23 protein-coding genes are annotated in these 19,322 nt (G+C 54.0%); 18 read left to right on the top strand and 5 right to left on the bottom strand.

The features are described 5' to 3' along the window. Positions 1-44 precede the first annotated feature (44 nt). The 13 genes from rplX (at position 45) to lptB (ending at position 9,522) form a co-directional block, all read left to right on the top strand. Positions 45-395 carry a 50S ribosomal protein L24 gene (gene rplX / locus FF011L_RS08020; protein WP_145351118.1) on the top strand — a complete coding sequence of 117 codons (351 nt, stop codon included), beginning with the start codon at positions 45-47 and terminating at the stop codon, positions 393-395. 80 nt (positions 396-475) lie between these two features. Beyond that, complete coding sequence (gene rplE / locus FF011L_RS08015) at positions 476-1,048, top strand: 50S ribosomal protein L5 (RefSeq protein WP_145351117.1); 573 nt, start codon at positions 476-478, stop codon at positions 1,046-1,048. Positions 1,049-1,092: 44 nt separating this feature from the next. Next, a complete protein-coding gene (locus FF011L_RS08010) occupies positions 1,093-1,278 on the top strand; it encodes a type Z 30S ribosomal protein S14 (protein ID WP_145351116.1) in 186 nt (61 codons plus the stop codon). Positions 1,279-1,291: 13 nt separating this feature from the next. Beyond that, positions 1,292-1,687 (top strand): 30S ribosomal protein S8, encoded by a 396-nt coding sequence (gene rpsH, locus FF011L_RS08005; RefSeq protein ID WP_145351115.1) that lies wholly within the window; start codon positions 1,292-1,294, stop codon positions 1,685-1,687. A 64-nt stretch (positions 1,688-1,751) separates the two neighbouring features. Beyond that, complete coding sequence (gene rplF, locus FF011L_RS08000) at positions 1,752-2,297, top strand: 50S ribosomal protein L6 (RefSeq protein WP_145351114.1); 546 nt, start codon at positions 1,752-1,754, stop codon at positions 2,295-2,297. Positions 2,298-2,349: 52 nt separating this feature from the next. Beyond that, on the top strand, positions 2,350-2,718 hold the full coding sequence (rplR, locus tag FF011L_RS07995; protein WP_145351113.1) for a 50S ribosomal protein L18: 369 nt from the start codon (positions 2,350-2,352) through the stop codon (positions 2,716-2,718). A 33-nt stretch (positions 2,719-2,751) separates the two neighbouring features. Next, a complete protein-coding gene (gene rpsE / locus FF011L_RS07990; protein ID WP_246109805.1) occupies positions 2,752-3,297 on the top strand; it encodes a 30S ribosomal protein S5 in 546 nt (181 codons plus the stop codon). 46 nt (positions 3,298-3,343) lie between these two features. Beyond that, positions 3,344-3,847, top strand: a complete 504-nt coding sequence (gene rplO, locus FF011L_RS07985) for a 50S ribosomal protein L15 (protein ID WP_145351111.1) — start codon at positions 3,344-3,346, stop codon at positions 3,845-3,847. A gap of 134 nt (positions 3,848-3,981) precedes the next feature. Further along, on the top strand, positions 3,982-5,328 hold the full coding sequence (gene secY, locus FF011L_RS07980; protein ID WP_145351110.1) for a preprotein translocase subunit SecY: 1,347 nt from the start codon (positions 3,982-3,984) through the stop codon (positions 5,326-5,328). Positions 5,329-5,384: 56 nt separating this feature from the next. Next, positions 5,385-5,978, top strand: coding sequence for an adenylate kinase (locus FF011L_RS07975; protein ID WP_145351109.1), 594 nt, complete (start codon positions 5,385-5,387; stop codon positions 5,976-5,978). Positions 5,979-5,988: 10 nt separating this feature from the next. Then, entirely contained in the window at positions 5,989-6,438 is a 450-nt protein-coding gene (gene nrdR / locus FF011L_RS07970; protein ID WP_145351108.1) for a transcriptional regulator NrdR, read from the top strand. 342 nt (positions 6,439-6,780) lie between these two features. Next, positions 6,781-8,649: a signal peptidase I gene (lepB, locus tag FF011L_RS07965; protein WP_145351107.1), complete on the top strand. Its 1,869-nt coding sequence runs from the start codon at positions 6,781-6,783 to the stop codon at positions 8,647-8,649. A 15-nt stretch (positions 8,650-8,664) separates the two neighbouring features. Continuing rightward, positions 8,665-9,522: an LPS export ABC transporter ATP-binding protein gene (gene lptB, locus FF011L_RS07960; protein WP_145351106.1), complete on the top strand. Its 858-nt coding sequence runs from the start codon at positions 8,665-8,667 to the stop codon at positions 9,520-9,522. A 109-nt stretch (positions 9,523-9,631) separates the two neighbouring features. On the opposite strand, the gene FF011L_RS07955 is transcribed toward lptB, so the two are convergent. Next, a complete protein-coding gene (locus FF011L_RS07955; protein ID WP_145351105.1) occupies positions 9,632-11,302 on the bottom strand; it encodes an alpha-keto acid decarboxylase family protein in 1,671 nt (556 codons plus the stop codon). A gap of 216 nt (positions 11,303-11,518) precedes the next feature. Here FF011L_RS07955 and FF011L_RS07950 point away from each other — a divergent pair, with 216 nt between their 5' ends. Genes FF011L_RS07950 through FF011L_RS07940 form a run of 3 tightly spaced genes read left to right on the top strand, consistent with a single transcriptional unit; the run spans position 11,519 to position 15,044 of the window. Beyond that, the gene (locus tag FF011L_RS07950; protein WP_246109804.1) at positions 11,519-12,433 is read left to right on the top strand and encodes an ABC transporter substrate-binding protein; all 915 of its coding nucleotides are present in this window, start codon (positions 11,519-11,521) and stop codon (positions 12,431-12,433) included. A 46-nt stretch (positions 12,434-12,479) separates the two neighbouring features. After that, positions 12,480-13,973, top strand: coding sequence for a sugar ABC transporter ATP-binding protein (locus FF011L_RS07945; protein ID WP_145351104.1), 1,494 nt, complete (start codon positions 12,480-12,482; stop codon positions 13,971-13,973). Between the two features lie 12 nt (positions 13,974-13,985). Beyond that, positions 13,986-15,044, top strand: a complete 1,059-nt coding sequence (locus FF011L_RS07940) for an ABC transporter permease (RefSeq protein ID WP_145351103.1) — start codon at positions 13,986-13,988, stop codon at positions 15,042-15,044. Positions 15,045-15,114: 70 nt separating this feature from the next. Here the strand turns inward: FF011L_RS07940 and FF011L_RS07935 are convergent, their stop codons facing one another. Beyond that, the gene (locus FF011L_RS07935; protein WP_145351102.1) at positions 15,115-15,996 is read right to left on the bottom strand and encodes a hypothetical protein; all 882 of its coding nucleotides are present in this window, start codon (positions 15,994-15,996) and stop codon (positions 15,115-15,117) included. A gap of 23 nt (positions 15,997-16,019) precedes the next feature. Next, positions 16,020-16,490, bottom strand: a complete 471-nt coding sequence (gene aroH, locus FF011L_RS07930; RefSeq protein ID WP_246109803.1) for a chorismate mutase — start codon at positions 16,488-16,490, stop codon at positions 16,020-16,022. A 182-nt stretch (positions 16,491-16,672) separates the two neighbouring features. Between aroH and FF011L_RS07925 the strand changes: the two genes are divergently transcribed. Further along, complete coding sequence (locus FF011L_RS07925; protein ID WP_145351101.1) at positions 16,673-16,924, top strand: hypothetical protein; 252 nt, start codon at positions 16,673-16,675, stop codon at positions 16,922-16,924. Here the strand turns inward: FF011L_RS07925 and moaC are convergent. Together moaC and FF011L_RS07915 are read right to left on the bottom strand one after the other, a co-directional pair. Further along, the gene (moaC, locus tag FF011L_RS07920) at positions 16,921-17,406 is read right to left on the bottom strand and encodes a cyclic pyranopterin monophosphate synthase MoaC (protein ID WP_145351100.1); all 486 of its coding nucleotides are present in this window, start codon (positions 17,404-17,406) and stop codon (positions 16,921-16,923) included. The two genes, FF011L_RS07925 and moaC, sit on opposite strands and share 4 nt — an antisense overlap. A 5-nt stretch (positions 17,407-17,411) precedes the next feature. After that, the gene (locus FF011L_RS07915) at positions 17,412-18,479 is read right to left on the bottom strand and encodes a ThiF family adenylyltransferase (protein ID WP_145351099.1); all 1,068 of its coding nucleotides are present in this window, start codon (positions 18,477-18,479) and stop codon (positions 17,412-17,414) included. A 213-nt stretch (positions 18,480-18,692) separates the two neighbouring features. Between FF011L_RS07915 and FF011L_RS07910 the strand changes: the two genes are divergently transcribed. Further along, the gene (locus FF011L_RS07910) at positions 18,693-19,109 is read left to right on the top strand and encodes a DUF5684 domain-containing protein (RefSeq protein WP_218933079.1); all 417 of its coding nucleotides are present in this window, start codon (positions 18,693-18,695) and stop codon (positions 19,107-19,109) included. The last annotated feature ends 213 nt before the right edge of the window (positions 19,110-19,322 follow it).

The raw sequence follows: 19,322 nt of genomic DNA, 5'->3' as shown, positions 1-19,322 counted from the left end.
TTCGTATTCCACACAGAATTACCCTACTCACCTCAAGTATTGCAATGTTGTTTCGCGTTGATGACCAAGTCGTCGTGATTGCCGGAGCCAGCCGTGGCCTGAAAGGCAAGATCCTGAAGGTTGACCGCCAAAAAAACAAGGTGATCGTCGAGGGTGTGGCTCGGGTATACAAACATGTTCGCCGCAGCCAGAAGAACCCACAGGGTGGGCGGCTGAGCAAAGAAATGCCGATCAGCGCATCGAACGTGATGTTGGTTGACCCAACCAACGGCGAAGCGACTCGCATCGGCATCCGGTACCTTAGCAACGGCAGCAAAGAACGTTACGCTAAGAAGTCCAACACCGGACTTGGCGAAATCAGCCCTCCCAATCCAAAATACGCCCAACAGGCTTAAACCTGCTGGCTGCTTCGGCAGACACGTTTTCCACCCCGCTCGACCACTATCGCCGAGCACATTAACGAGAACCCCCAACCATGGCATCCATACCACGGTTACAGCAAAAATACCAAGAGCAGGTTCGCGCCGCTCTTCAAGAACAATTTGCGTTCCAGAATTCGCATCAGATTCCCCGCTTGGAAAAAGTCACCATTAATATGGGTGTCGGTTCCGCTGTGGGAGATAAGAAGCACTTGGACCTCGCTTACGAAGCGATGACAGAGATCGCTGGTCAGAAACCAGTCTTTACTTTGTCCCGTAAGTCGATTTCGAATTTCCGCCTTCGTGAAGGTATGCCGATCGGTTGTATGACAACTCTTCGTCGTTCACGGATGTACGAATTCATGGACCGTTTGATCTCTGTCGTACTGCCACGAGTTCGTGACTTTCGCGGAGTGAATCCAAACGCTTTTGACGGCCGTGGCAATTACAGCATGGGCTTGCTTGAGCAGTTGGTCTTTCCAGAATTGAATCCGGATAAATTCACCCGGCCTCAAGGAATGAACATCACGGTCGTCACCTCAGCGACGACCAATGAGCACGGCCGCGAATTGTTGCGTGCCCTCGGGATGCCGTTCCGCGAAGCGAAGCCTAAAGGCTCCGCAGCGTAGTTTACCGCCAATCATTTGATACGAAACCGATAGGTAGCCGCCCAGTGGCCAGCAAATCAAAAGTCGCCAAGGCGAAACGAGAACCGAAGTTTTCCTCTCGTCGTGAAAACCGTTGTAACCTTTGTGGACGTCCGCGATCAGTGTATCGCAAGTTCGGCCTCTGCCGGATTTGCTTTCGCCAGTTGGCCGACCGGGGTTTAATTCCAGGCGTCCGTAAGAGCAGCTGGTAGGGGAACTTATACCATGATGACCGACCCGATTGCAGACATGTTAACCCGAATCCGCAACGCCGTTCGCGTAGAACGACGCTTTGTGGATATTCCGACCAGTCGTGTAAAACGAGGTGTCGCCGACGTGCTTAAACGCGAAGGTTTCATCTGGGACTGGAAGGATGTCGAAGAGTCGCCGGCTAATATCCTGCGAATAGAATTAAAATATGGGCCCAATGGTGAACGCGTGATCCAAACGATCAAACGCGTTAGTAAACCAGGCCGTCGGTTGTATTCCGGCAGTCGTGAGCTTAAGCCCGTCCTGGGTGGCCTAGGGATCCGCATCATTAGCACCAGTCGTGGTGTCATGAGCGATCGCGAAGCTCGACGCGATAACGTTGGTGGTGAAGTCTTGGCCGAAGTGGCTTAAGCAAATCCCAATGGGTTCATCGTTCAACTGACCTCCTTCATCCTTATAAACCTTTGCAGTTGTTATGAGTCGTTTAGGTAAAAAACCTGTCGCTATTCCCAACGGAGCAAGTATCTCCGTCGAAGGGCGCACGATTAATGTTGAAGGACCGAAGGGTAAGCTGGAATACGTACACCGACCCGAAGTTTCGGTCAACGTTGACAGCGAAACCAACCAGGTCAACGTCGTCCGTGAATCGGAAACCCGCGAAGCGGGTGCCTTCCACGGACTGACTAGAACTCTGGTCCAAAACATGCTCATCGGTGTCACCGAGGGCTACGAAAAGAAATTGGAAATCGTAGGCGTCGGTTACCTGGCAGCAATCTCGGGGGATACCCTTCAGCTGCGAGTTGGGTATGCTAACGAACTGCACAAGAAGATTCCTGGCCACCTTGACGTGACCTGCCCCGATCAAACCCACGTGGTGGTTCGCGGCTGTGACAAACAACAGGTTGGCCAGTTTGCCGCAGAAGTTCGCTCGCTGCGAAAACCTGAACCCTACAAGGGCAAAGGCGTTCGTTACCAAGGCGAACAAATCAAACTGAAACCAGGTAAGGCAGCCGGTAAGTAACCCGCACCTAATAAGAACGGATCATTCAACCGGTTCGCTGCGAGATAAGACGATGGATAAACAAAAGAAATTAAACGAACGTCGGCTACGTCGACGTCGCCACACTCGTAACAAGTTGCGTGGCACTGCCGATTCGCCGCGTATGTCGGTCGAACGCAGCTTGAAGCACTTCGCATGTCAATTGATCGACGATACCGCAGGCAAGACCTTGGTCGCTGCCAGCACTCGTGATCAAGCCGGCCGGGACGCAAGTCCTTACGGTGGAAACTGCGACGCCGCTGCTGCTGTCGGGAAAGCTGTCGCTGAAAAAGCGATTGCAGCAGGAATTAAATCAGTGCGGCTTGACCGCGGACACAACCGTTACCACGGTCGTGTGAAAGCCTTTGCGGATGCAGCTCGCGAAGCTGGTTTGCAGTTCTAACAAGCCAATCTCCAACAAACATTTGAGTCGATCGTGTCGCAATCAAACCAACCAGGCGAATTGCTTGACCGCGTTGTGAAAATCAAACGCTGTGCCGCCGTTGTTAAAGGTGGTCGCCGTTTTAGTTTCGCAGCAATGGTCGTCGTCGGTGATGGCAAAGGTCGCGTGGGCTGGGGCTACGGTAAAGCCAACGAAGTTCCACCAAGCGTCCAAAAAGGCCAGAAGCAAGCCAGCCGCAGTCTGATCAACGTTCCTGTTGTTGAGGGTTCGATCCCTCACCAAGTTTGGGGACGTTTCGGAGCTGCCAAGGTTTTGTTGATCCCTGCCGGTGCTGGTACCGGTATCATTGCTGGACAAGCCGTTCGTTCGGTTTGCGAAGCATGCGGCATCCACGACATTTTGACCAAAAGCTACGGCACCAACAATCCTGTCACTCTGGTCAAAGCGACCATTGATGCACTCAGCAAATTGCGAACCCGCGATGAAGTTGCTGCTTTGCGTGGACTGGATCCGGATGAGCTTCGAGGCGAAACCTCGTCGGCTCCCGTTAAAGCTGCCGCGCCGGTACAATCCGCCTAGGCGATTGCCCGTTCCCATTTTAGATTTGTAAGCCAAAGACAATCCAATGAATCTTGAAGACGTCCATCGCGGTATTCTGAAGCACAAACCGCGCAAACGAATTGGTCGTGGACCTGGGTCCGGTACGGGCAAAACAGCCGCTCGTGGACACAAGGGTCACAAGAGCCGCAGTGGTTACTCCCGGAATCCAATTTTCCAGGGGGGTGCCATGCCCATGATTCGTCGAATCCCAAAGCGTGGATTCAACAATAAATGGGGCGTTGAAGTCTTTGCAGTCAATGTTGGCGACTTGGACAAATCGTTCGACGAAGGTGCAGAAGTCACCATCGAATTGCTAGCTGAAAAGCACATCGCTAAAGGAACTTTTGACGAAGTCAAAATCCTGGGCGAAGGCGAACTGACCAAGAAACTTACCGTGACTGCCCATCGCTTCAGCAAGCAGGCTGAAGAAAAGATCAAGGCTGCCGGCGGTACCGTTAACCGGATCGCCCCGAAGCGAACTCCGAAAGAACGTGTTGCGGCTCTTGCTGAAGAACAAAAGCAAGCCTAACTCGTCTCGCTTCGTTTGCTGAAAAACAGTAAATTGTTGGCGACCGATGGCGGTCGCCTTTTTTTGTAATTCATAATTCACACGTAGCTTGATCGCTGCGACAGTCCTCCCGTCGGACGAATGGACAACTTGCGATGATCGAAAAGCTTCGCATCATGTGGTCAATCCCTGAATTGCGACGCAAAATCTTGCTGACGCTTGGTTTGCTTGCCATTTATCGGATCGGTTTTCACATCCCTCTCCCAATGATCGCCGCTTCGGATGGCGCGGAACCTAGTGGCGGGGCAGCGGACTTCTTTGAAAAAGTCAGTATCTTCGCCGCCAGTGACTTGCGTAACGCAACGATCTTCGGCCTGGGCATTATGCCCTATATCTCGGCTTCGATTATTTTCCAACTGCTAGGTAGCGTCTGGAAACCTCTCGAAGAACTGAAGAAAGAAGGCGAAGCGGGACGGAAAAAGCTGAACGAATACACTCGTTACCTAACAGTGATCATCTGTTTGGTGCAAAGCTACCTCTACCTCAGCCTGATGTTGGTCGGAGGGGATCGAATCGATCCGGACTTCCTGGTCAACGGCAGTCTAGGCATAGGTTGGCAAGTCGTCGCGGTCCTTGTGATGACCTGCGGCACGGTCTTCCTGATGTGGCTTGGAGAACAAATCGACGAGTACGGGATCGGCAATGGGATCAGTTTGTTGATCATGGCCGGGATTCTTGCTCAGATGCCGATCGCGCTTTACGAGCTGATCGGAAATATGGAATACAACTTGGTTGGACTTGGCAGTGGAACGATCGGTGTCGAAACATTGATCATCCTCGTTGTCCTGTTCGTGAGTGTTGTCTTCGGGGTGGTCTTTATCACCTTGGGACAGCGACGAATCCCAACTCAAAGTGCGAAGTTCACCCGTGGACGCCGCGTCTACGGCGGAACCAAACAGTTCCTTCCACTTCGAATCAACCAAGCCGGCGTGATGCCGATCATTTTCGCCAGTAGCCTTCTGATGATCCCCGGTGTGATGTTGGGTTTCTTGGCGGCTAGGTTTGAGGGTGGAACCAGTGAAATGATGCTTCGTGCCAGCACAACGCTGAGCGACGGAACGTCTTACTTCTACAACATGCTTTACATTCTGCTGATCTTCTTCTTCTGCTACTTCTGGACGGCGATCACCTTCAATCCGAAGGAAATGTCTGACCAGTTGAAGGAGAGTGGAACGTTCATTCCTGGGTATCGTCCCGGGAAACGCACGACCGATCACCTGGAACGGGTGATGGTTCGAATCACTTACGTCGGAGCGGCCTTCCTCGCGATTGTCGCAATCGTCCCCACGATCGTCTACGCTTCCCTTGGGGTGCCTTATTCGATCGCCGGTTTTTATGGCGGTACTGGACTGCTGATCGCTGTTAGTGTGGCGTTTGACTTGATCCAGAAGATCGACAGTCACTTGGTGATGCGAAACTATCGTGGCATGCTTGAAAGCTAGAATGCTTTTAGGCGACGGCGATCCGGTATTAACAACCTCGGCTTCAAAAGTACGTGATGCGGATTGTTTTCATCGGACCGCCGGGTGCTGGTAAAGGGACCCAATGTGATCGCTTGATCCGGTTCCTCCAGATCCCGCATCTCTCGACTGGAGAGATGCTGCGGGAGACTCTACAGCAAGGTTCGGCTCTTGGCCGGCAAATCGCTGGTTACATCGACGGCGGGAATCTTGCCCCCGACTATCTTGTGATGCGAATGGTCAAGCAGCGACTGCGTGATCGAGACTGCCGAAAGGGTTGTCTATTCGATGGCTTCCCCAGAACCATTCCTCAGGCTCAGTTGTTGGACGAACACTTGCAGGAACTAGACGACGCAATCGATCTAGTCCTTTATCTGCAATGTCCCCAGGAAGAGCTGGTCAAACGACTGCTTAAGCGGGCGACGATCGAATGCCGAGCGGATGACAACGCGGACGCCATCTCGGCTCGCCTGAATATTTTTCGTACCACGACTTCCCCGCTGCTTGATTACTACGAACGGCACGGGATCCTGCGGACCATCGACGGGACACTCTCTCCAGTAGAAGTAACCGCTCAAATCCGAGGGCACATTACCCATTCCTCCGTCGATCCAAAGCGACAATCGCAATGAGGATTGATCGATGAGATGTCCTTTCTGTAAACGTGACAACGACCGGGTTATCGATACCCGGGCGATGGAAGATGGATTCATGATCCGGCGACGCCGGAGCTGTGGTTCCTGCCATCGACGGTTCACGACCTACGAACGGCTGGAAGAACTAAGCCTACGCGTCGTCAAACGGGACGAGAGCCGGCAGCCGTTCGATCGGGAAAAGATCCGTCGCGGGATCGAAAGGGCTTGCTGGAAACGGCCCGTCAGCACCGAGCGTATCGAATTGGTGGTGGAGGAAATCGAGAGCGAGGTCCTTCTGCGCAATTCCCAGGAAATCCTCTGTCAGGAGATCGGGGAAATCACCCTCCGCCGGCTGCGGCCGATCGACGAAGTCGCCTACGTTCGGTTCGCTAGCGTCTATCGAGATTTCGCAAATGTCCAAGATTTCTTCCGCGCGATCGAATCCATTCATGGGTAGAACCTGTTAGTTCACCGATGCTTGGCCGGAAATCCCCTCGTGGGGGGCACTCTGCGACCGGAATCGGGACCTGATCAAAACCAACGCATGGATCGCCCGCTTTGCGAAATATCGCAAGAACATGTGATCTGCAACTTACGAATGGCTGTGCAGGAGATAGTCGAGCACGGACGGGAATTTCCGTTCAGGAGGTTTTGCCTCGATGCGAGAAAAGGAAAGGGTTCCACACCGCTTTCCGGTCTCGCGGTCACCGACCGTGATCGAGCTCTTTCGGCGTATCGCTCGCTGGGGGAACTTACTAAACTTCCAATTCCCCCTAACCTTTCATTATTTAGTTTTGTCATGGCAACTTCTACGAAATCCGGCTCGAAGTCGACTGCTGGAGACGCAACCGATCAAGCAGCACAAAAGCGCTACCAGCGTTCCGTTGCCGGGCTCCGCGAATCGGTCGAATCGGTTTGCGTCGCCATTATCCTGGCGTTGCTCTTTCGCGGCTTCGTAGCGGAAGCGTTTGTGATTCCCACCGGTTCGATGGCTCCGACCCTGATGGGAGCCCATAAAGACCTTTTCTGCGAAGAGTGTGGATACAATTTCCGGGTTGGCGCTAGTGTCGAAAACCTGGATCCACAAACCTACGGCGGGCAAATGGGCCATTCCCAAGATGTTGTCGCCGGACGTTGCCCGATCTGTCGGAAACAGAACATCCTCAGCCTTCAAGCCGAAGCAAATGATGCCACTTTTAGCGGCGACCGAATTTTGGTTAGTAAGTTTGCGTACGCGATCCAAGAGCCGAAACGATGGGATGTGATCGTTTTCAAATATCCGGGCAACCCAAAACAGAACTACATCAAACGACTGGTTGGTCTTCCTGAAGAAACATTGCGAGTCGACCGCGGCGACATCTATACCCGTCCACTGGGCTCGGATGTTTTCTCGATCGCTCGGAAACCAGACTACAAGGTGATGCCAACGGCTCATATCGTTTACGATTCGGCCTACCAGGCGACCGACTTGTTAGAGGCAGGCTTCCCTAGTCGCCTGCAACCATGGCGTCTGGATGCGACCGAACCACCAACCGATTCGTGGCAGATCGAGCAATCGAAAGAGGGCCTGACGGCAACGGTACAGGCGAATGACAAACTGGAGTGGTTGCGATACTTCCACAACGTCCTGTCCGATGTACAGAGAGCCCAACTAGATGATGGCGGGGAAATTACCGGTTCCCCATATCACAGCACAGCGATCACCGATTTCTATCAATACGATTCTTACGTTACCGCCAATCGTGGCGAAGTCCGCGGGCCCAACGGTTTCAGTTTAGGTTACAGCGACGGGGTGCTTCCTCGCGGTTCGTCAGATAACGGTCTATTGAGAGGCGGACTGCACTGGGTTGGCGACCTGACGTTTGAAGTCGATTTGGAAACGGATGCGAATGTCAAAGAAGCGGTCTTACAGATCGTCGAAGCGGGCGTTCATTATCGATGCACAATCGATCTAACCTCGGGAACCGCGACCCTTTCGATTGATGGTAGCGAACCCTATACATTCGACGATGGGGAAAAAAATCGCACAGCGACCACATCCGTCCTCGCAGGGCAGAGCCACACTTTGCGGTTTTCCAACATCGACAATCAGCTACGTCTTTGGGTCGATGGTTCTTCCATTGAATTTGATCGCTTGGCGACCTTTGACCCAGCCACTTATGGCAGCTCCTTCGAAGACCGTCCCCACACATCTTCCGCCGATCCACTAGACGCAGCCCCTGTCGGAATCGCCGTTGCCGGGGGAACCGCCACGGTCGACGGATTTCGGCTGTACCGCGACCAGTACTACATCGCCAGTCGTGGTGGCATGAAGATGAACGACTATGAAAGCTCGCCGAGCACAAATCAAATCCATCGCATTATGGACGAACCACAATTGTGGGCCGAAACCAATCTGTTCAGCCAACGGCGGATCATCGAATTCGAACTAGAGGCCGATCAGTTCTTTCCGATGGGCGACAACAGCCCGGAAAGCAAAGACGCCCGCAGCTGGGTCTCCTATCAATTCCCACCGGTCCCCGATGAAGACGCTTATAAATTTGCCAGAAGCCACTTTGTGCCACGTGATCTATTGGTCGGCAAAGCGTTGCTGGTCTTCTGGCCCCATCCTTGGAACCGCCCTGTCCCGTTTACTCCGAATGTCAAACGGATCAAATTGATTCGATAAGTAAGGTAAAGCAGGATGCACGAACCGATTCTTCAAGCAGTCAATTTACAAAAAACATATGGCCGCCGGCGCGTTGTCGATGGCGTTAGTTTGCACGTCGGCGAAGCGGAGATTGTTGGTTTACTGGGGCCCAACGGGGCGGGTAAATCGACAAGCTTCCGGATGATTTGTGGCATGGTCGAACCGGACCGTGGACGCGTATTTCTAAGCGGCCAAGACGTCACCGACTGGCCGATGTTCCGGCGAGCCCGCGACGGAGCCATGGGATACCTGCCACAGGAACCCAGCGTCTTTCGCAAATTGACCGTCGAGCAAAACATTTCATCGCTGTTCGAACTGCTGGGCGTCGGCCGCAAAGAACGCAACATGCGGACCGATCAGCTGCTGGAAGAGTTCAACATCACCCACATCCGCCGGAGCCGGGCGTCCGGGCTATCCGGTGGAGAACGACGACGATTAGAAATTGCCCGTTGCCTGGTATCACAACCACGGATCGTGATGCTGGACGAACCCTTTGCGGGAATCGATCCGGTAACGGTGCAATCGATCCAAGGCGTGATCCACCAATTAAGAGACGCCGGGATTGCCGTTTTAATCACCGACCATGCGGCTCGCGAAATCTTGGGAACCGTCGATCGCTGTTATGTGATCAGCAAAGGACAGGTATTGATCGACGGCAGTCCGGATGAAGTCAAACGCCATCCGCAAGTCCGCGAAGAATACCTGGGAGACATGGATGGCGCAGCGACTCGGCAGGCACCAGCGCCCACGGTCCCGGCGCCTCATTTCAACGTCAATACTCCAGCAACTGAAACGCGTCAAACACCACCTAGCCCAGCCCCAACCGTTCGCCGGCGCATTACCGACGTGTAGCCTGGCCAGAAATCTGCCGCAGCTTTCGAATCCTCAGCCCCCCTTTCTCGCTGGTGCATTCGCAGCGACGTAAGTTCTGCCGGTTCGATTTGCACGGGATCCTCTCTCCTTAACCGACTCGCTCTCCCATTCGGGCCGCGATATTTTTCAGCGTCTCACTTGCGTCGTTCTCTGCCAGCCGACACTGAAGCAAATGCAACTTCGAGCGATCATCCCATGCGACGGTCAAGGCGGATTCGAATTCTTTTTCCGTCGTGCAAAGCGTCCCTCGGGCACCTCCGTAGATCTCTGGTAACCGAGCGTAATTCCAAGGTTGAATTTCGTTGTACTTCCATTCACCTGGGTGCAGGTACCGTTCGGTTCCGTACCCATGGTTATCCAACAGGATCACAATCGGGGCAGCGCCCATCCGAATCAGAGTCGACATTTCTTGGCCGGTCATCTGAAAGGCGCCGTCGCCAACCAGAATCACAATTCGATGGTCGCTCTTCGCGACCGCTGCCCCCAAGCCGGCAGGGATTCCAAACCCCATCGACGTGTAATAGGCGGGGCTAAGAAATTCACCTCGATCATGGGTTACCAGTTCCGTTGCCGCAAACAAACAGTCCCCCACGTCCGCGATGACGACGGTCTGAGGATCGAGATAACGGTTTAGCAGCGACATCATGCGGCTGGTTCGCAGCGGTTCATTCGGCTGGACTTCGATCGCTTTCATTCTTCTTAGCGCGCGCAGTGGATCCGGAACCTGGCGAGTGGTAGGAGACAAATCCTCCGCGATCAAGGCTTGTAAAAACGGCTCAAGCGGAACGTCGTGGAAGTAGTGATGCGAGATCCGAAGTTGCTCACTGGTTGCCAACACGCACTGGTCCGGTTTTAGATTCGCCGTAAAAATTCCCATATTGATGTCGGTCAAAAAAGTCCCCAGCATCAAGATCAGGTCACTCTCCTCGACATATTGAGTGATTTCGGGATGCCCGATCGCCCCTTCGTACAAACCGACGAACAAGGGATGTTGTTCACTAACGACACTCTTTCCAAGGATCGTCGCTGCGATGGGAATCCGCGTCGCCTCGGCCAGCGCCAACAACGAATCCTGCAAACCGAAACGGTGGATTTCGACTCCCGCCAAAATCAGCGGGCGTTCTGCTTTCTGCAGTCGCTGGACCACTTCGCGAATCGCTTCGTCAAGCGCCTGCGGATGGGTTTCCACAGGGGGCCGGTGAGAAGCATGATTCATCGGTGGGACGACATGCACCATGTCTCGAGGCAATTCGATATAGACGGGGCGTTTATACCGATCGGCTGCCTCAAGCGCCTGATCGATCAAAGCAAACGCTTCCAGAGGATCCGACAATTCCACCGCACAGATGGTCAGTTTTTCAAAAACCTCCAATTGAGTGCGAAAGTCTCGGACTTTGTGATGCAGTAAAGTTCCGTGCTGACGTTCGTTCATTCCCGGCGAACCGCTAATCACAACGACGGGTGATTTTTCAGCGAACGCCCCCGCAATGCTGTTCGCGACACTAAATCCCCCCACACAGTAGGTTACGCAGACCGCCCCGATTCCATTCAGACGGGCATACGCATCGGCGGCAAACCCTGCACAGTCCTCACGGGTACAGCCAACGACGTTTAAATCACTCTGTTCCAGCTGCCCATAAAAAGAAAGGACGTAATCTCCCGGGATCCCGAAGATGTCTCGAATACCGTAGTCCTGCAAGCGTTGGATAAGGTATTGGCCTATCGTTGGATTCGCTGTCGGTTGTCGGACGCCATTCATTCGGAATTCCTCCAAAAACGCATCGAGAAAAGATACAGGCAAGGGGCAACATCCATTACTATTATGGCAGCTTCGGTCACTCAACCGGCCCTTGACGTCCATTTGCTTCATTCTTTTTGCCTCATCAGCGGAGCCCTTGTTTTGAATCCTCTGCGTTTCACCTTGCTCAGTCTGTCCGCTCTCTTGTTTATTGGCTGCGGTTCGTCCTCCTCCACAGTGTCGGATTCAACCGCGGACGGCATGCGGCGTATCGCTGTCATCCCGAAAGGAACCAGTCACGAATTCTGGAAATCGGTTCACTTCGGAGCCCAAAAGGCTGCTGACGAAGCAGGGAACGTCGAAATTATTTGGCGTGGACCTGTTGTCGAAAGCGACACCGGCAGCCAAATCGAAACGGTCAAGAACATGATCACGATGAACGTTGACGGAATCGTGCTTGCCCCTAATCAAAAAGGAGGCCTGGTCGACGCGGTCGAGGAATCGATCGCCGAAGGAATCCCGGTCGTCATTTTTGACAGCGGGCTGGATGAAGGGCCCGAAATCATCAGCTACGTCGCAACCGACAATTACCACGGTGGCAAACTGGCTGCCCAACAGATGGCAAAATCGATCAACGAAAAAGGGAACGTGATTCTGCTTCGCTATCTACCTGGCAGCGAGAGTACCGAACAGCGCGAAGAAGGCTTTCTTGCCGGCCTGGAAGACTTCCCAGAAATCAAAGTCGTCTCGTCAGATCAGTATGCGGGAGAAAGTGCCACCACGGCCAAACAGATGGCTGATCAATTGCTGCAACAACATGGCAAAGACCTCGCCGGAATCTTTGCAGTCTGTGAACCAAACGCAAACGGAACATTAGAAGCCCTGCGAAACGCAGGGCTGAATGGCAAAGTCAAACTTGTCGCGTTTGATACAAGCGATGCCCTGATCGAAGCGATGTCGGATGGGTCTTGCAGCGGCGTCGTTCTTCAGGACCCCATCGCGATGGGCTACCAAGCGGTGAAAGCAATCTTAGCCGAACTGGACGGCAAGCCGACCGAAGCGGTCATCAATACCGGTGAACATGTTGCGACCCCTGAAAACATGAAGGAGCCAGAGATCCAATCATTGCTTAAACCCAAAATCCTAGAATAAGCATTGGATGATCCCTCAGTCTTTCAGCGAGGAAGTTGTTAAATAAATGTCCACGGAGCTACTTCAAGTATCGAACGTATGCAAGCGGTTTGGCCCGACCGAGGCGCTTCGCAATGTTTCACTAACGGTACGCGCTGGGGAAGTCTTAGCGTTGATCGGTGAAAACGGAGCCGGTAAAAGCACTTTGTTAAAAGTGCTGAGTGGTGCTCACTTTGCCGACCGTGGACAGATGAAAATCGACGGCAAGGATTTTCGACCTGCGGGACCTGCCGACGCGCGACGCCAAGGCGTCGGAATGATCTACCAGGAACTGAACCTAGCACCCGAGCTGAGCGTTGAAGATAACCTTCAACTGGGGCAGGGCGGTTTCGGACTGTTGCTGCGACATCGCGACCGTCCTCAAGTCCGCGAAGCCTTACAGACGGTCGGCCTGAGCGACCTAGATCCCCGAGCCATTGTCGGCGAACAATCCGTTGCCACGCAGCAACTGGTCGAAATCGCGCGTGCTTTGGTCAGCAACGCCCGGATCATTCTGTTTGATGAACCGACCAGTTCCCTTCCCCAAGCGGATGTTGCCCGCTTATTCGATATCATTCGCAAGCTGAAAGATCGTGGAATCGGCATCGTTTACATCAGCCATTTTTTGGAAGAGGTTCGCGATATCACGGACACTTATTCGGTACTACGTGATGGACAAAACGTCGGTGACGGATCAATCAACGACATTTCTGATGATCAAATTGTTTCTTTAATGGTCGGTCGCGACGTGAAGGAGCTTTATCCGGCAGTGCCTCATTCGGTCGCTGAACCGTGGATCGAAATCCAAGAATTATCCGGCAACCCAACTCCTCAAAACGTTTCTCTGCAACTGCATCGCGGTGAAGTCTTTGGCGTGGCGGGGTTGGTGGGAGCCGGTAGAACCGAATTGCTGCGGACCCTTTTTGGATTGGATTCGACCGATAAAGGGAAGATCCTGGTCCATCAAAGAGTCGTAGGCAATTCCGTCAGAGCTAGACGTGCCGCCGGATTCGGATTCCTCTCTGAAGATCGCAAAGGCGAAGGGCTGGCTCAAGATTTATCGATTCTTGAAAACATTACGCTGGGTGCCCTGCAACCCTACTCCTGCTGGGGATGGCTGAATTTGCGAAAGCGACACCGCTCGGCGACCGAGTGGATGAAACGGATGGAAGTGAAAGCAGCTTCCGCCACTCAGCCGGTCTCCCAACTATCCGGCGGAAACCAACAGAAGGTTGCGCTGGCAAGAATCTTGCACCAAGGAGCTGAGCTGCTACTACTAGACGAACCGACCAAAGGGATCGATGTTGGCACAAAAGCCGAGATCTACCGAATGATTGGCAACCTTGCCGCGGAAGGAAAAACCGTCGTCTTCGTCAGTTCCTATCTTCCGGAATTACTTGCTGTCTGCGACAGGATTGGCGTGATGGCACGTGGCGAAGTCCGCGAGGTTCGCGATGCCGCGGACTGGACGGCAGACGAAATCATGACCACTGCCGTTGCCCTTGGCACCGATACGATTTAGACAAAGAAGACTATGTTTCGACTGATAAAAAAATGGGGCGGCGCGATGGGCCCCTTTGTGGCACTGATCGTCATTTACGTTCTGTTCGTTCTGGCGGACCGGATGTGGAGTGAAGGTTATTTTCTGTCCTGGCGAAATCTGCGCGTGATGATGAGCAGCGCCGCGTTGATTGCCGTCCCCGCTTGCGGAATGACAATCATCATCATCGCAGGAGGAATCGATCTATCGGCAGGGACCGCGTTGACGTTGTCCGGGACGGTCCTCGCCCTGCAACTGAAGAATTCGGAAGTGGCCGCTGCAGATCCAGGGTTTGCGATGGTCATGGGGACCGCCCTGGCGGCGACCATTTTTGCAGGATGCCTATGTGGTTTAGCCAACGGTCTTCTGATCAGCCTGACCCGAGTCGTTCCCTTCATTGTGACCCTGGGAACAATGACCATCTTTTTGGGGATCGGGCAGATCTTGTCCGATTCTTCGACGGTCTATGCGCCGAAGGAGAACATTCCCGAATGGCTTAAATACCTTTGCTACACCGGTTCCGATCCCAGCCACTACCTGATTCCGGGACTGCTAATTCCCAGCAGTGTGATTATCGCGGGGCTGTTGGCGCTTGGGGTGGGGTTGATGATGCGGTATTCGGTGTTCGGGCGAAACATTTTTGCGATTGGATCAAGCGAATCAACCGCCAGATTATGCGGAATCAATGTTCCCGCAATGACCGTATCGGTCTACGCCTTGGCCGGTTTGTTTGTGGCACTTGGGGGACTGCTCTATTTTGCGGATGTCAAAAACGGGAACCCGACCGATGGCACCGGCAAGGAACTGGAGATCATCGCGGCGGTCGTGCTAGGGGGAGGCAGCCTTAGTGGTGGACGGGGGTCGATCTGGGGATCGATGATCGGGGCATTGATCATTACCGTCATCCGGAGCGGTTGTAGCCAACTGGCGATTCCCAACACCTACACCCATATCATCATCGGTGGGATCATCATTATCGCCGTGATCGTCGACCAACTTCGACACGGTTCACCGGAATGGTTGTTCCACATGATGAAAAAGAAAAGCGTTTAAAAGCCGGCCGTCCGAGCGTTTTTGGCAATCGGATGTGGCGATCGGATGTGGCGAGCAATGGAGCAGACATTTACTCCGACGCAAGCATCCGGTCCAGTGCTTTTAAAGCGACGGGGAAGGGGGTTGAACCGCTGTTCACCTGACGCCACCAATCTTGCAGGACGAGGGTTGTCGCGGGCGCGGCCCCCTGCTGCCAGAGGTCCAAAGTCCGTTGGATCGGCAATTCTCCCGGCGGCACAAGGTCCAGATTCTGCCCCGCCTGTAGCACGATTGGAATCAGACCGAGGGCGGCGACAACCGGCAGGTGTGTCGCTTCGACCATCCGGTTCGCGCCCCCTTGTCCAATCCCCAAACGGGCGACCAGCCAGGCGATTCGCAACAGTTCGGGGACTTGAGGATCGACGTTGGTCAGCATCGCTTCGACCCAGATCGCTTGATGCTGAAAATCGACATAACCGCCTCCGCCACTGACCGGCTGCACCAGTCGAATCTCCACCTTCTTAGGCAACAGATCGGCATGCGTTTGTTGGCCGATTTGCACTAACATCCCACGTCCTCGTTCATCCCAAGCCGTTTGCAGGGGACGTCCGCGAAGAGGCAACTGTTCGGCTAACTTCGGAAACCGTTCATTATAGGCAAGTCGAATTTCGGTCAGTTTACCGGCGACCGCACGTGCCAAGGTATCGAGTGCCAGAGGGGAACAACCGGCGGCGGCCAGCGCTTGCTCGCACCGCTTCGGGTCGTCGGAATCTTCAAATCCGGCCGCGATCAAAGCTTCCCAAAACGTCGTCAGTTCCAGGTCCGTCGAACCGATTTGGCTGTTGATATCGGTAACGGGCCCGATCAGAAGGGCATCGACCTCCGGATCGCTGATCGGCCGGTTCAGGGCAACAGCACCCGCGGCATAAAGCACGCTGCCTGGGGCACTATGGGTCCACTTGATCGTCGTCATGTCACGCTTGTGTAAAGGCCTGCTTAGGCGCTGGGTTGATTGTCGTTCATATGCTGCTGGATCCAACTTTCCAATTCATCAAAGTCGACCGGAGGCAGCTTGGAAAGATCAGGGCGCAGCGCTTTCGCCCCTTTGATGTAAACATGTTGAATGTCCTGTTGCGCCCGATCGGTATTCCAGAGGATCATGACCCGAATACAGTTGGGCAAAGATCCTGGGACCGCAACTTCGTAGCTGCAGAGCAGGGGGACGTCGTTCCAACCCAATTGGCGGGCTGCCAACGCGGGAAATTCGGCATCCAGTTCTTTCGTGACCGTGAACGTGACGCTGGCGACATCACGCGGTTGGATCGAATTGCGGCGGACCACCAAAGCCAACAGTTGACGCGTCGCGGTCAGAATCTCATCGCGATCGTTGGCTGAAACCGTTGTCGCGCCACGGACTCCGCGACACATCCAGCGCCTTTCCGGCGAGGGTTCGTTTTGAACAGACATTCTTAGGAAAATTCAGTACGTTTAAGGCCGAACTGGCAAATCGGCCACAGGAACTTGATTGCCGAGCGGCATTTGACGATAGACTACTATAAGCCACGTCCCGTCATGACGTAGCCCCCCGCACCGTCTGTTTTGGCTGCGGAACTTGCCCATTTCGAATCTCCTTCATGAAGAGCCCTTTCATGGCCAATCATTCTCGACACCAAGAGAAGATTATCAAGAACTACTACAAGAACCGCGATGCGATTGCATTGCAAAAATCGCAGGAATTGGTGACTGAATTATTTTTAAGCGAAGGCAAGAAACGAGAATCGGTCTGGAAACGGCTTGCGGGACACCTGGAAAAAGCAGGGCTGCCAGCCGACCGAGTCGCCTATTTGCAAGAAAAAGACGACCCGACCCTGGTCGCAAACGAATTGGCAAAACTAACCTAATCGACGGACCAGTCGCCTGATTTGCCACCCGCTTTAGCCACGACGCGGATCGATTCCAGCTCCATTCGGCGATCGACCGATTTACACATGTCGTACAGCGTTAGACCAGCGATCGACGCTCCCGTCATCGCTTCCATCTCAATCCCAGTTTTCGCGGTCGTGCGGACCGTCACCTGACAGCGAAGTCTCGCTTCGGTGGCCGTTGGTTCCTCGAAGGGTTCGAAGGTGACATCCACCCCTTCGATCGGGATCGCATGGCACAGCGGAATCAGACTGGCGGTCTGCTTGCAGCCCATGATCGCCGCCAAACGTGCGACCGCCAAAACGTCTCCTTTGCGATGCGTACCGGCCTGAATCATTTCCATCGTCTTCGGTTGCATGAGGACGATCGTCTCGGCGGTTGCGGTTCGGACGGTCACCGCTTTCTCGCTGACATCGACCATCCGTGCCTGCCCATCGGGACCGAAGTGGTTGCTTGCCATATTTCTTAGCCTCCCACATATTTTGCGTAGATTGAACGGGCAATCGCTAGATCTTCCGTACCACCGACCACCGCTCGTCCGTCGCGAAAGAGCGTCAAAGATTGGTCCTGCGGAAGGTGCAAACGGATAAAAAACGCGTTGCGGTCCAGCGAGCCAATGTTCAGCCAAGCCTTCTGCATACGGTCAAAATCGATGCGGTGGTTTGGCGAATTTCCCTGCGGATGGATCTGCACCGCGTTGCGTCCACAGAGGACCGCACTTTGATCCGCCACCGCAGACATCGTCCCATGCAAGAAATCTCGCTTGCCCTGTTTGCAAGCAGGGCAGTTGTCATCTGCAATATTTAGCGTGCGAATGCGGTTTCGCCACATATCAAGCGAGAGGACTTCCGATGCGTCCGCCGACGTCGCTTCGTCCTGTTCACCAACGGCCGAATCGTGACTTAGAAAACGGATTGCCCGCATCGCCTGCAAACTGGCAATGGTATGCGTTGCGGCTCCAATCACTCCGGCGGTGTCACATGTTTGAACGGTCGAAGGGTCGGGTGGCGAAGGGATCAAGCAACGAAAACAGGGCGATCCCCGGCCTGTGAAAAATGCGACTTGCCCGGTGGCCCCCACACACCCGCCGTGAACCCAAGGGGTCTTTGTTTCCAGCGAATAATCATTCAGCAGAAACCGAACTCCAAAGTTGTCGGTGCCATCAATCACAAGGTCCGCACCGGAAAGCAACGCTGCAATATTGTCGGCTCGGACATCGACCAGATGCGGTTCGATGACGATCTGAGAATTGATCGCTCGCAGGCGTTCTGTCGCCGCATCCACCTTGGCACGGCCCGCTTCGGCATCCGCTTCATTGAACAAACTCTGGCGTTGCAGGTTGGTCAACTCCACCGTGTCGCGGTCGATCAAATGAAGCCGGCCGACGCCCGCTCGAGCCAATATTTCAGCCGCAACCGTTCCCAGGGCACCACACCCCAGCACCGCAACATGGGATTCCAGCAGTCGGCGTTGACCACTTTCCCCCACCAGAGCGAATCGCCGCTGGCGGTCATAACGATCGGGGTTACGCATAATCAACAGAAAAAAGGAAGGCTTAAACAACGGTTAAAAAACCGCTTCGCTGTCTGTTCAAAGCTTACCTGCCGACAAGCCCATTGCCCATAGAACGCTCGATTGGACTTTTCAGATCGATCTAGAAACCTGCACCCCGTATTGCTATCATGGTGCGATCGTACCCCCCTTCTCCTTCTCTTATCGCTAAAGTCTTTCGACTGGAATTTCATTATGGACCAACAACTAAACAACGGTGACGCAGCTGCAGGAATTGTGGGCGCAATCTGCGGCCTAGTTATCTTCGTTATTTATATTGCTGTGCTGATCTTGGTGATCGCGGGCATGTGGAAGGTTTTTGTCAAAGCTGGCAAACCTGGCTGGGCAGCAATCGTGCCGATCTACAACATCATTGTCCTGCTTGAAATCGCCAAACGACCTCTGTGGTGGGTTGTTTTGTTTTTCATCCCGTTGGTGAATTTCATCATCGCCATTTTGGTCAGCCTGGATGTCGCCAAATACTTCGGCAAGAGTCAGGCTTTTGGACTGGGACTTGCCTTCCTGGGGCCGATTTTCTTTCCGATCCTTGGCTTTGGCGATGCACGATACCTCGGAAATAGCCAGCAAGCGCCTCCTCCGACCTCCTTCTAAATCCTTTCCGGAAGGCTCTTAGAAAAAGCCACTCGGCCGCAAACATGCGGTCTTCGAGTGGCGTGGAGAAATCGAACTCACGCTCCGGTTGAAATCAGCGGCTTATAAAATCGCAGATGGATTTCCCGGGGTGCGTGAAGCGAGTGCCGCCTCTTTGCCGCCTCGCCCCCTGGATCAAATCCGTCAGCGAATGCAATATTGGCATGCGATCGA

Source organism: Roseimaritima multifibrata (genome assembly GCF_007741495.1).
Classification (GTDB): domain Bacteria; phylum Planctomycetota; class Planctomycetia; order Pirellulales; family Pirellulaceae; genus Roseimaritima; species Roseimaritima multifibrata.
This window is presented reverse-complemented; position numbering and strand designations above follow the sequence as displayed.